Below are 13,042 nucleotides of genomic sequence, written 5' to 3'. Positions count from 1 at the left end.
AATTTAACTTTTCAATTTACCATTTTCAATATTTTAAAAATATACATATTACTTTTTTTAAATTTTATTACTTAATAATACATATATAATACTTTTTTCATACAGCTTAATCTATAGTTCTTTATTTTATTAATACATGGGGTGAGTATATTCTTTCACTATATTTTTTAATATAACCATTTAAATTTTAAAATTGAATATCCATTAAATTCATTAAATATTATTTTGTAATTTGAGTAAACTATATAGAAAATAGAATTAAATTTTCTTTTTATTTTTTATAATGATTTCTACTACTATGATACTAAATTTCATTTAAAATAATTTTATGGGAGGAGATTTTTATGAATAAAATAGGTGATGAAGTTAAAGAAGGTATGAATAAAGTTACTAGTGAAGTTAAGGATATGTATACTGAAGTTAAAATTCAGTATGGTGAAAAAAAGGAAGATATTAAAGAATTTATTTCAAATAAGAAATTTGTTCACGACCTTAAAAATCAAATGAAAGATGAAGTTAGCGAAGAAGGTCAATTAGCTAAAAACCTGTACAATAAAGCTATGGTTGGAGGGAAAACAATAGCTAAAGAATTAAAAAATGATGTGAAAAATCAGATGAAAAACTAATAAACATGAAAATTAATTTAGGTCTATATTGATATAACTACTTTATATATCAATATAGACCTAAAAATTTATATTAATTATTTTTTTAATTCTTGGAGAATTTCTTCTATTTCACTAATACATCCTCCACAAACAGTTCCTGCTCCTGTAGCTTCCATTATATCATCTACTGTCTTAGCACCATCTTCAATGGCTTTCTTTATAGTATTATAGTCTACATCTTGACAAGTACATACAATTCTATTTTCTGACATTTATTTTTCCTCCTTAATATAGATATATATGATTAACGTAATTAATCATATATAATGTAATTATTCTATAATAGTATTACTATAAAACACATTTCAATACACTATATTTAAGATTTTATATTTACATCCGATGAAGTTGTTTGTAGCATTAAAACATACTATTTATTTGAGTCAATTAAACTCTCAATAACACATTTACATTTTCCACATGCTGTTCCTGCCCCTGTAGTTACACCTACCTTTTCTACAGTAGTATCTCCATTTTGTATTGCTTTTACTACCTCTTCAGTACAAACATTTCTACATGTGCATACATCCCCTAGTATTTTTTCAATTCTTTCAATACATCCTCCACAAACATCTCCTGCTCCTGTAGCAGCTTGAATATCTTGTACTGATCTAGCTCCTTGAGCCATAGCCTCTCTTACTGCAGCATAAGTAACCCCATTGCATAAACATACGATTTTTTCTAGTGACATTTCATATTCCTCCTTAAATCTTTTATTTATATATTTCCATTATAACCTAATAATTTTTATTAATCAATATTTATTATTACATATTCACTATTCATCTTCCATGATAGATATACCTACAATTCTATTATTTGTTACTTTTAATAATATATTCAGTATAGAATTTACGCCTGCTGAAAATTTAAAGATTTCTTCCTTTTTATTCATTGACAACCTTTCTCAACTATGATAAAGTATGGGTTGTTGAAATATAATAGTATATGAATGATATTGGTTTTAAAGGAAGATGGATGAAATTTCCACACAGTACCGCTACTGTAATTAGGGAATATTAATTGTTTATACCACTGAACTTTTGTTTGGGAAGGTTAATTAATATAATGATCTATAAGTCAGGATACTTACCAATATTAAAAATATCGATACTCTTCGAGTAAAGAGTGATATTCGCCATGACAACTATGCTTTTGTCTATGGCTTTATCAAGAGTATCCTTATATTCATACAAATTATAATATTTAACTGATTATAATTATAATGTTAAAGGAGAATTGCAATGAAACACTTTAAAAAAATCACTTCACTTCTATTGAGCTTATTACTTATCCTTAGTCTAGTAGGTTGTAGTAATAACAAATCTGATAAAAACACTTCTTCTGAGAAATCTAATTCATCTCAAAATGAATCTAAAGATTCTCATTATCCAGTAACAATTGAAACTTATAACTTCAAAAAAGAACCTATAAAACTAACTTTTGATAAAGCGCCTGAAAAAGTTTTTGCTGTATATCAAAACTCTATAGAAACCCTTCTTGCTTTAGGTATTGAAGATAAAATAGTGGCTGCAGCTGGTCTTGACCATCCTGTAAAGGAAGAATATAGGGTTGCTTTTGAAAAAATTAATTACCTAAAAGAATTTACGCCTTCAAAAGAAACTGTGGTTATGTCCGAGCCTGACTTCATTCTTGGCTGGTATTCACTTTTTAAGGATAAAAATCTTGGTGATGTATCTTATTGGAATGATAATGATACTAATACATATATGTCTTTAAATAGTGGTGTTGCTGAAGAGAAAACTATTGATAATGAAATTACTGACATATTAAACTTAGGAAAAATCTTCAATGTTGAAGATAAGGCACAAGCTCTAGTAAATAAAATTACTGAGGCTGTTGAAAATACTGCTAATTCAGTTAAGGATAAGGAAAAGCAAAATGCTTTAGTTGTAGAATTCTTTGATGATAAAATCAGCACTTATGGAGCTAGCACTTTAGCTGGTGATATGATAACAAAACTTGGTGCTAATTTACTTAGTCCTGAAGGAAACAGTATTGGTAAAGAAGACTTAATCACTCTTAACCCTGATTGTATATTTGTAGTATATATGGATAGAGGCGATGAAAACATTCCTCAACAAGAAGTAGATAAAATTTTAAAGGATGAATCTCTTCAAACACTTTCAGCTATTAAAAATAAAAGAGTATATCCTATATCTTTAGGAGAAATGTATTCTAGTGGCATCAGAACTATGGATGGAATAAATACCTTTTCTCAAGGTTTATATGGAACTTTAGGTAATTAGTAATTATGATGATTAAAAATAAAAATTTATACGGAACTACATATTCTAATATTTTTAAGAGAATGCCTATTTATATAGGTACTTCTCTTGTTCTTTTAATAATACTTATTCTTTCAATAGGACTAGCTGTTACCATTGGCTCAGTAAATATATCCATGAAAGAAGTATATGGGATTATTCTTTATAAACTTTTTAGTATAGGTGAACTCTCTACAAGTGCTGCTAAAGTAGATGTTATATGGTTGATTAGAATGCCTAGAATAGTTTTAGCTATAGCCGTTGGAATGGGATTATCCGTAATTGGAATTGTAATGCAAGCAATTGTTAAAAACCCGTTAGCCGACCCCTATATTTTAGGAATATCTTCTGGAGCATCCCTTGGGGCTACTTTAGCAATTTTACTCGGTATTGGAACAAGCTTAGGTAGCAGTTATATTGGAATAATGGGATTTATAGGCGCTTTTTCTATTTCAATGCTAGTTTTAATGCTTTCTAATATAGGTGGAAGAACAAATTCTGTAAAATTACTTCTTTCTGGAATGGCTCTGAGCTCTGTATGTAGTGCATTTTCAAGCTTTATAGTTTATATTACCAATGATTCTCAAGGAATGAAAAATATCAGTTTTTGGCTTATGGGTAGTTTAGCTGGTGCTAATTGGAATGAAATTTCTTTTATACTCCCTATTATTTTTATAGGAACATTATTCTTTATGACCCAATATAGAACTCTAAACCTAATGCTTTTAGGTGATGAAGTATCTGTTACTTTAGGTACTGATTTACATAAATTTAGAATCGTCTATTTAATTATTACTTCTTTAATGATTGGTGTAATAGTATATTCCTCAGGTATGATTGGATTTATTGGACTTATAATTCCCCATATAGTTAGAATACTATTTGGTACAGATCATAAAAAAATAATTCCTATAGGGGCTATACTAGGTGCAATATTTCTAATTTGGGCAGATGTACTATCTAGAATTATAATAAGAGGCACCGAGGTTCCAATTGGTATATTAATTTCTATGATAGGTGCGCCTTGCTTTGTATGGCTTATGATAAAAAAATCCTATGGATTTGGAGGTAGCAATTAATGCATATTTCAACAGAGAATATAAAAGTTAAATTTGGCGATACTGATATTCTAAAGGGTATTAATATTAATGCTAATAATAAAGAATTCATAGGAATTATTGGACCAAATGGTAGTGGTAAGTCTACCTTATTAAAGTGTATCTATAGAAACTTAAAACCCAATAGTGGCATAATAAAATTAGATGATATTGACTTAAGTAAAATTACAGTAAGAGAAAGCTCTAAAAAATTAGCTGTTCTTTCTCAACACAATAATTATAATTTTGATTTTTCTGTAAAAGATATATTACTCATGGGTAGGTCTCCACATAAAAAATTTTTAGATAGAGATACAAAAGAGGACTACGATATAATTTATGATGCCTTAGATAAAGTAGGAATGGTAAATTTTATAAATAGAAGCTTTTTAACTCTTTCCGGTGGTGAACAACAACGTATTATTCTTGCTAGAGCATTAGCACAACAACCCGAGTGTTTGATCTTGGATGAACCAACTAATCATTTAGATATAAAATATCAAATTCAGCTTATGAGTATTGTAAAAAATCTTAACATAGAAGTAGTTGCTGCAATTCATGATTTAAATATTGCAGCAATGTATTGTGACAAACTTTATGTTTTAAAAGAAGGTATAATCGTTGCTTATGGTACACCTAAAGAAATTCTTACTTCTAAGTTAATTAAAGATGTTTATGGAGTTGATTCAGTGATTATAGAAAATCCTACAACTACTTTACTAAATATTTGTTATAACCCTATGTAACAATAAAGGGTATCTCCAAAACTTGAGATACCCTTTATTTTATCCATAATTTATTTCATTGTTATAGTCTAAAAAATATTTCTACTTACTTACTTTGAAATGATTGATTAATTGTGATAAATCATGACAAGATTGTGATAATTCTTCAGAGTGTTGTGCTATACTTCCAAATACAACGCTTTGTTCATCTATAGAAGCACTAACTTCTTCAACGGTAGATGCATTCTGTTGTGCATTATTTGAAATGTCTTCTACTCCACCTAAGATATTTCCACTATAGTTATTAATATCTTCTGTTCTATGACTTGTTTCTCTTATTAATTCAACTATTTCTTGTAACTCATCATTAATAGAATTAAAAGATTGTTCTGTACTTAATACAGCACTTGCAGTTTCTTTGTTTATATCATTAGCATAAAGTATTGCACTTTTCACATTATTAGTTTCTTTATTTATATTAGTTAAAGATTCCTTAATCTTATTTGTTGCATCACTAGATTGCTCTGCTAATTTTCTAACTTCTTCTGCTACCACAGCAAATCCTTTTCCAGCATCTCCAGCTCTGGCTGCTTCTATACTTGCATTAAGGGCTAGTAAGTTAGTTTGATCAGATATATTAGTTATCATATCGATAACCTTATCTATTTCTTGTAGCTTGTAAACTAATCCCTGGAATATGTCATTTACCTTATTAAGTTCAGTAGTATTTTCATTAATTTTTATATTTAAATTACTTACATTTTCTAAGCCTAATTCCGATGCTGCTGTAGAAGAATTGGATAGTTCATTCATTTTATTGATAATATTATTAATATCTTCAATGGATTCATTAAGTTTTTCTACCTTGTCTACTATGCCTACAATAGTCTCTGCTTGATTTGAGGTATCTCTAGCTATTTCTGCAACTGCAGCATTTATCTCTTCTGTTGAAGCTGTAGTTTCTTCTGATATAGCACTTAGATTTTCGCTAGCACTATTGATTTGATATATAGATTTTTGTACATTAGATACTATATTATTAATATCCTTAACCATGCTATTGAAGTTATTAGTTACTTGTCCAATTTCATCCTTCAATTTAGATTTTATATCTACTGTTAAATCACCTTCTGCTACTAACTTTGCTTCCTTGGATAACTTAACTAAAGGATTAGATATTCTTTTTATAAGTATAAACAATATTATAGCTAATACTAGCATCACTACAAAAGTTATAGCCATAGTAAAATTATTAATTTCAATTATACTAGCTTGCATATCTTTCTCATTATATACAGCTCCTACTTTCCAATTGAAGTTTGGTATAGTATAGTAATATATTTCCAAATCTTCCTTACCTTCATTAAATTTATAAGAACCCGATTCTGATTTAAAAATCTCACCAAACATAGGTTGCTCTTTTAGGTTTTCATTAATTAATTTTGGATGGTATAGTGCAACTCCTTCATTGCTAACTAAAAATGCATAACCTTTGTATCCTACATTATGCTCTTTAACATTGTTTAAAGAGTTTTCTAGAGATAAGTCAACAGCTAATACTCCCTTTACTTTTCCATTTTCAACTATAGCTTTGGCTGCTGTAATTACTGGAACATTATTGTCGGCATCAATATATGGTTCTGTCCATATTACATCTTCTGGGCTTTCTGATGCCTCTACATACCATTCTCTTTGGGTTACATCATAGTCTGCTGGCACTTCCCATGTAGGTTCTGCAAGCATACTTTTATCTTGAAATCCTACATATATGCTTAATATCTGTGAGTTAGATTCAGTATAATTCTTAAATAATGATGATACCTCTTCTAAAGCTACAGAATCCTTAAGCACTTCCTTATTAAAAGCACTTTCTTCTCCAATTAATTTTAAATCTTTCTCATACTGTAATAGCTCCTTTTCAAAGGACTTTCCTAATTCCGCTACTACTGTAGTTCCTCTTTCACTTGTATCTTCTTTAAGATTTTGTTTCATTATTATAGTAGTTGTTAATTGAGTTGTTAACATTCCAACTAACACTATGCCTACTATAAACACAGTCATTTTAGTTCCTAAACGCTTAAACTTAAACATAATTCTCCCCCTATAATTAATTCCAGTCTTACATATAAGTCATTGCTTACTCAACACATACAATTTTACTTTTTATATATTATTATTTCTACAAGCATATATTTCATATCCATCTCCTTTCTTAGTCTAATTTTAAACTTCTTCAATATTCTATAATATATAACTATATTAAAATTAAATAGTAATCTTATTAATAAAAATATATAATTTATTTGTTTATTAAAGGTTACACAATTATAATCGTATCAACGGAATTATAATAAACACTTTAGTAAAAAAAACATCCTATGTATACGCAAAAAAACTATTAATATGTAGAATATTAACAGTTTTTATAATATATTAATTATTTTTCCCAAATTTCTTCTATAAGTTTATTTACTTCTTTGTTAGCCTCTTCTATAGCTTCTCTTCTTTCTTCTTCAGTAAAACCTGTTCCATCCACCAATAGTTCCTCAAATTTCTTAATTCCTATATACTTCATTATATCTCTTACATAATCAAGTCCTTTATTAAAAATAGACCTTAACATCCATGGAATAGATGCCCCCGATGATTGGATATATACCATAGCCCTTGGTTTGTCATTTAATAATCCTTCCATTTTGTTTTCTGATATTTTTATAGTTTTTCCATCCATAACTATACAATCAATATATTCTTTTAATGGAGCTGGAAAGGAAAGACTCCACATCGGCGCTGCTATTACATATAAGTCGGCTTCTTTGAATTGATCCACAAGTTTTACAATTTTATGAACTTCTTCTTGTTGTTTTTCATTCAACTTACTAAAATCTTCTTCCTTAATCATACAATTTCTTTTTTCAAAGTATTCATACTCAAGTCTAGGTATGTGACACTGATAAAGGTCTAATTCTTCTAGAATAAACTCCTTATGCTTTTCTAAAAATTTATTTACAAATGCTCTACCTACTGTTTTACTAGCAGATAACTCTTCCGGTTTAGAGTTTACAGTTATATACAATAACTTTTTCATAAATTTCACCTCTATAATTATTAATAATGCTATTCTTTGCTTTAAAGCTTAAAATATTCATAACTATTTGGGAGAACATTTAAAAAATACAGAGATACTTCAAATATACTTTGAAATATCCCTGTAAACTACATTTTTGATAAGTCAGCAGATGGACCAAACATTTCATAATTTATATAATCCTCTGACACTCCCATTGCCTTTAAGGCATCATATATCATTTTCATAAACCCTAAAGGTCCACAGAAATAAAATTCTTCATCCTTTGATAGATTTTTTTCAATCCATTCCTTAGTTAAATATCCTTCAAATTGATAATCTTCCCCAAGTTTATCATTATCTGATGGCTTACTATAGAAAAATTCTACGTCTACATTATCATATTTTTTAGCTAAATCCCTTAGTTCATTTTTAAAAGTATGAACATTTGAATTTATAACTGCCTGAATAAATTTCACCTTTCGTCCTTCTTCTATAGCCTTATAAAGCATTGACATCACAGGCGTTATTCCAATTCCACCACTTATAAGCACTAAGGGTTTATTGTTATCCTTTAATATAAATTCGCCTAATGGTTCTGTTATTTCTACTTCATCATTTACATTTATATTGTCATGAAGATATCTGGAAATTAATCCTTTATCTTCTCTTTTAACACTTATTCTATAAAAATCTTCTCCTGGCTTCATAGATAAGGAATATTGTCTAACCTCACTAGATTTATCCCCTTCAGTTATTGGTTTTATAGAAATAAATTGTCCAGCTTTATGTGTTTTTAAAACTTTTTTATCTACAGAAGCTAAATAAAAAGATGTAACTACATCGTTTTCTTTAACCTTATTAAGCACTTTAAATTTACTAAACAAATTACTTTCCTTCAATTCTTCAAACATCTCTGATCCCACGCCACAGACTGGACAAACAAAATCACTTGGTAATTTTTCACCTTCATATATGTATCCACATACTTTGCAAATAAATTTTTTCATGTTGAATTCCTCCATATACACCCTATATTATAACTGTAATTTTCCTTATAGCTATATACTTATAGTATTACTAACTCATAAATTAGTCAATAATAGCTATTATTAAACAATAACTTCAACATCGCATTCCTTTGCAATACTAGTATATAAATCCAATACTTTATCTTCCTTGTAAAAACATGGAAATTTTTTATTATAGTTACCCCATATAGTAAATGGATATTTTGTGAAATATACAGTACAGAATAGAACTTCTCTAGTACTTAATCTAGTTATAAATGGTATGATGTCTTTTGTTAACCTAAAATAAATTGTGTCTCCCTGTAAAGTATCCTTAATACTTTCCATTATTTCTTTATCTTTTTCTTCCAATAACCCTATTAGTCTTTCCTTATCTTCTTTTTCTAAAGTAGAAAAATATAAATCTACAAAGGAGTTATCCTCGCCATTTAATATTATAACTTCCTCCATAAATTTAATTATATTTTTCTCAGCTTCCTCTAAAGTTTTACTTTCTAACATTGCACTCTTATAATTATTAAATCCTTCATTAATATTGTTAAATCTTATATTAACTATTTCTTTAAACTTATTCTCATTTACTGGATGTAATAAATTATTCATCTTAATCCCCTTCTATAATATGAGTTTCACTCACAAATAAGTATTATGTAATTATATCTAAAATATATTCATAATAATATGATTATTATATAAGTACTAATTTATAATAGTTTTAATATACTTTATATGAACTCTAAATTTAAATTCTATAGCATTAAGGAGGTGAAAATATGTCAAATATATATTCCATTAAATTAAAACCATTAATAATTAGTTTAATACTCAGTTTAGGAACCGGATTTCTTTCTTCACTACTTACAAGAAATAGTAGAGAAGTTTATGCTAATCTTATAAAGCCTGATTTAGCTCCTCCAGCTATTGTCTTTCCAATTGTATGGACTATTCTTTTTATACTTATGGGTATTTCTGCCTATATAGTTTATGAATCAAATTCTCCATATAAAGAATATAGTCTTAAACTTTATATAGTTCAACTGATAGTCAACTTCTTTTGGTCTATAATATTTTTCAACTTAAATCAATTTACCTTTGCTTTCATTTGGGTTTTGATATTGATAGTATTAGTTTCCTTTATGATATTTAATTTTTATAAGATAAATAAATGTGCTGCATATTTACAGATACCATATCTTTTATGGCTAATATTTGCTGCGTACTTAAATTATAATATAATTCTTTTAAACATCTAAATATATTCAAATTTTAATTACTACCACTCCTTTATTTTACGTTTCATAAATTTGGAACTTATTACGTAAGAACAAATTAAAATAAGATTAAATATAAATATTTTCTCACAAAACAAGGAATACCATATAAGAGTATTCCTTATTTTGTATTTTCCCTAAGTTTCAAATTTAAAATCAATCCTATTTATTTCTTATTGAAATTCTACTAAAAAATCTCTTTTTATTTTACAAACTTCCACCTAACTGAGAAAATACGATTTCTTTGGTATTACCATCAAAATCCTTTCTTATAAGTACATCTCTTTCGTCACATATGTATCTTGCATTTTCCTTTTCTAAAATATCCTTAAGAATTTTATCATAACCCTTAGGAAAGTAAAATTTCATAAGGGGAGCTATTATATTTTTATTACTTGAGAAATCACAATAATTTACATAATCTCCTCTTAGGGTTATATTACACCAAGTTGAATTCTCCGTAATTAATACATCATAGTGCTTAAGTCCCCTTAAGTCTGAGCTATATATTAGAGAGCCCTGGTAATATTCTTTAAAAGAAAATTTCTCCTTTAAAAATTTAAAGTCTTCTAAAAAATTATCTGTAGAGCCCTCTTTACTATTATATTTATCTTTAGCAATTTCAAATTTATTTGAGGCACCTTTTATATAAATATGAGGTCCCTTTACATTTATGGAAAACCCAAAGACCTTTCTTAGTACCTCGAAGGGTATCCCTGTTCGCCCCTCATTATCTATTATTAATTGGTTTAAGGATAAAACTACATATTCATCTCCATTTTTATCTGCCACTATACCTCGCCCCTAACATTTAATTTGACTATTATCATTTATCTCTCTATATAATGTTATATTAAATATTATTTCAATACAATATGAATTATTTAAATTTTAATTAACAAAAAGAAGGGTATAAATTTATCCCTTCTCCTTAACTTGTTATACTCTATATAAAGTTTGGAATTGATAAATATCTTTCTCCAGTATCCGGTAGTAAAACAACTATAGTTTTCCCTTCATTTTCTGGCTTAAGAGCTAATTCCGTAGCTGCTTTTAATGCAGCTCCTGAAGATATTCCAACTAACAATCCTTCAGTCTTTGTTAGTTCCTTAATTGTATCAAAAGCATCATCATTAGATACTTTTATGATTTCATCATAAACTTCTTTATTTAAAGTTTCTGGAATAAATCCAGCACCTATTCCTTGAATTTTATGAGGTCCTGCTTTACCCTCTGACAACACAGGTGAATCTTCTGGTTCTACTGCTACAACTGACACCTTTGAATTTTTTGACTTTAAGAATTCACCCGTTCCAGTTATAGTCCCCCCTGTTCCAACTCCAGATACAAAAATATCTACTTCACCATCAGTATCTTCCCAAATTTCTGGTCCTGTAGTTGCTTTATGAATTGCTGGATTAGCTTGATTTACAAATTGTCCGGGAATAAATGAATTTGGAATTTCACCAGCTAACTCTTCAGCCTTAGCTATTGCTCCCTTCATTCCTTTAGCACCTTCAGTTAACACAATCTCAGCTCCGTAAGCCTTCATCAAGTTTCTTCTTTCAATACTCATAGTTTCTGGCATCACTAATTTAATTTTATATCCTCTTGCTGATGCCACTGAAGCAAGCCCTATACCAGTATTTCCACTAGTTGGTTCTATAATAACGGAATTTTCATTTAAAATTCCCCTAGCCTCTGCATCATCAATCATTGCCTTTGCAATTCTATCCTTTACACTTCCCGCTGGGTTAAAGTATTCTAATTTTGCAACTATAGTTGCTTTTAAATTGTGCTTTTTATTATAATTTGAAAGCTCTAATAGTGGTGTATTTCCTATTAATTCTGTTAAACTCCTATAAATCTTTTTCATGAGTAATTCCTCCCTATATTTTATTAAAATTTAATATTATTTTTTATTTAAAGGTTTTGCAGCTATTCCTACTACAGTTGAATTTTCTTCTGTAGATTGCAGTACTACTGAGTTAGCTCCTATTTTAGTTCCTTTACCAATATATATATTTCCTAGAACCTTAGCACCAGCTCCAATAATTACATCCTCTCCTATAGTTGGATGCCGTTTTCCCTTTTCATTACCCGTTCCACCAAGTGTAACTCCATGATACATAGTTACATTATCTTTAATTTCTGCTGTTTCACCAATTACCACCCCCATTCCATGATCAATAAATAAACCTCTTCCTATTTTAGCTCCTGGATGTATTTCTATACCTGTAATAAATCTACTGATATTTGAAATAAATCTTGCTAAAAAGAATAATTTTTTTCTATATAAAAAATTAGATATTCTATAAAATATAAGAGACTTTATGTGAGGATATAATAAAAATATCTCAACCCTACTTCTAGCTGCAGGATCTCTTGGGAAAACTGAGTCTATATCATATTTAAGCGATTTTAAAAAGTTCATAATATATTTCCTCCATAAAAATTTCAATTGTAAAACCATAAATCAACAATATACTTATTTTTAATCTAAATAATTAACTTCATACTATATTTAAGCGATTTTAGAGTTAAAAAAAACGCCTCTAAGATAAACTTAGAGACGGATAATATCCGCGGTTCCACTCTATTTGGTAAAAAAATAACCCCACTCTTCAAGTACTATAATACTCTATTAATATAACGGTTAAAACCGCGATAGCCTACTTAATTCGGTATCGTACTCCAAAGGGCACTTCATATATAATTCCAATAAATATCCTTTCAGCTAATAGATATTTTCTCTGAATTTTCATTACATACTACTTTCCTTCTTCAATGTATTTGTATATTTAAATTATTATATTTCATTATATGCACTTAAATAAAAAAAGTCAAATAATTTATTTAAATTTTTATGTTTTTCTGATCGATTTTTGATAATGT

14 protein-coding genes, 1 riboswitch and 1 other annotated feature are annotated in these 13,042 nt (G+C 28.2%); of the genes, 5 read left to right on the top strand and 9 right to left on the bottom strand.

Features of this window, described 5'->3' with window-relative positions:
- The first annotated feature begins 344 nt into the window (after positions 1-344).
- A complete protein-coding gene (locus tag B2694_RS07590) occupies positions 345-626 on the top strand; it encodes a hypothetical protein (RefSeq protein ID WP_346885229.1) in 282 nt (93 codons plus the stop codon).
- A 77-nt stretch (positions 627-703) separates the two neighbouring features.
- Here B2694_RS07590 and B2694_RS07585 read toward each other — a convergent pair whose 3' ends face one another.
- Both B2694_RS07585 and B2694_RS07580 read right to left on the bottom strand, forming a co-directional pair.
- Entirely contained in the window at positions 704-880 is a 177-nt protein-coding gene (locus B2694_RS07585; RefSeq protein WP_346870834.1) for a (2Fe-2S)-binding protein, read from the bottom strand.
- A gap of 158 nt (positions 881-1,038) precedes the next feature.
- Entirely contained in the window at positions 1,039-1,359 is a 321-nt protein-coding gene (locus B2694_RS07580; protein WP_346885228.1) for a (2Fe-2S)-binding protein, read from the bottom strand.
- A 251-nt stretch (positions 1,360-1,610) separates the two neighbouring features.
- Positions 1,611-1,779: riboswitch (cobalamin riboswitch) on the top strand.
- Between the two features lie 133 nt (positions 1,780-1,912).
- Here B2694_RS07580 and B2694_RS07575 point away from each other — a divergent pair.
- Genes B2694_RS07575 through B2694_RS07565 form a run of 3 tightly spaced genes read left to right on the top strand, consistent with a single transcriptional unit; the run spans position 1,913 to position 4,799 of the window.
- Complete coding sequence (locus tag B2694_RS07575) at positions 1,913-2,938, top strand: ABC transporter substrate-binding protein (protein WP_346885227.1); 1,026 nt, start codon at positions 1,913-1,915, stop codon at positions 2,936-2,938.
- An 8-nt stretch (positions 2,939-2,946) separates the two neighbouring features.
- The gene (locus B2694_RS07570) at positions 2,947-4,035 is read left to right on the top strand and encodes a FecCD family ABC transporter permease (protein WP_414632721.1); all 1,089 of its coding nucleotides are present in this window, start codon (positions 2,947-2,949) and stop codon (positions 4,033-4,035) included.
- Positions 4,035-4,799, top strand: coding sequence for an ABC transporter ATP-binding protein (locus tag B2694_RS07565; RefSeq protein WP_346885225.1), 765 nt, complete (start codon positions 4,035-4,037; stop codon positions 4,797-4,799). Before B2694_RS07570 ends, B2694_RS07565 begins: the two co-directional genes overlap by 1 nt.
- Positions 4,800-4,880: 81 nt before the next feature.
- Here the strand turns inward: B2694_RS07565 and B2694_RS07560 are convergent, their stop codons facing one another.
- From B2694_RS07560 to B2694_RS07545, 4 genes are all read right to left on the bottom strand, one after another.
- Positions 4,881-6,869, bottom strand: a complete 1,989-nt coding sequence (locus tag B2694_RS07560; RefSeq protein WP_346885224.1) for a methyl-accepting chemotaxis protein — start codon at positions 6,867-6,869, stop codon at positions 4,881-4,883.
- 346 nt (positions 6,870-7,215) lie between these two features.
- Positions 7,216-7,866 (bottom strand): FMN-dependent NADH-azoreductase, encoded by a 651-nt coding sequence (locus tag B2694_RS07555; protein ID WP_346847576.1) that lies wholly within the window; start codon positions 7,864-7,866, stop codon positions 7,216-7,218.
- Positions 7,867-7,994: 128 nt separating this feature from the next.
- Positions 7,995-8,855, bottom strand: coding sequence for a rubredoxin-like domain-containing protein (locus B2694_RS07550; protein ID WP_346885223.1), 861 nt, complete (start codon positions 8,853-8,855; stop codon positions 7,995-7,997).
- A 102-nt stretch (positions 8,856-8,957) separates the two neighbouring features.
- Positions 8,958-9,479 (bottom strand): hypothetical protein, encoded by a 522-nt coding sequence (locus B2694_RS07545; RefSeq protein ID WP_346885222.1) that lies wholly within the window; start codon positions 9,477-9,479, stop codon positions 8,958-8,960.
- A gap of 170 nt (positions 9,480-9,649) precedes the next feature.
- Here B2694_RS07545 and B2694_RS07540 point away from each other — a divergent pair, with 170 nt between their 5' ends.
- Positions 9,650-10,129, top strand: coding sequence for a TspO/MBR family protein (locus tag B2694_RS07540; RefSeq protein ID WP_346885221.1), 480 nt, complete (start codon positions 9,650-9,652; stop codon positions 10,127-10,129).
- A 225-nt stretch (positions 10,130-10,354) separates the two neighbouring features.
- Here B2694_RS07540 and B2694_RS07535 read toward each other — a convergent pair whose 3' ends face one another.
- The 3 genes from B2694_RS07535 to epsC form a co-directional block, all read right to left on the bottom strand.
- Entirely contained in the window at positions 10,355-10,939 is a 585-nt protein-coding gene (locus tag B2694_RS07535) for a hypothetical protein (protein WP_346885220.1), read from the bottom strand.
- Between the two features lie 154 nt (positions 10,940-11,093).
- On the bottom strand, positions 11,094-12,023 hold the full coding sequence (gene cysK, locus B2694_RS07530; protein ID WP_346885219.1) for a cysteine synthase A: 930 nt from the start codon (positions 12,021-12,023) through the stop codon (positions 11,094-11,096).
- Between the two features lie 36 nt (positions 12,024-12,059).
- Complete coding sequence (gene epsC, locus B2694_RS07525) at positions 12,060-12,581, bottom strand: serine O-acetyltransferase EpsC (protein ID WP_346885218.1); 522 nt, start codon at positions 12,579-12,581, stop codon at positions 12,060-12,062.
- Between the two features lie 131 nt (positions 12,582-12,712).
- Positions 12,713-12,944: a binding site (T-box leader), on the bottom strand.
- Positions 12,945-13,042: the final 98 nt, after the last annotated feature.

Origin of the sequence: Clostridium sp. UBA4395 (assembly GCF_002390995.1) — a bacterium.
Taxonomy (GTDB): Bacteria; Bacillota; Clostridia; order Clostridiales; family Clostridiaceae; genus Clostridium_J; species Clostridium_J sulfidigenes.
Note: the sequence above shows the minus strand (reverse complement) of the source record. Positions and strands in the feature narration are given on the sequence as shown.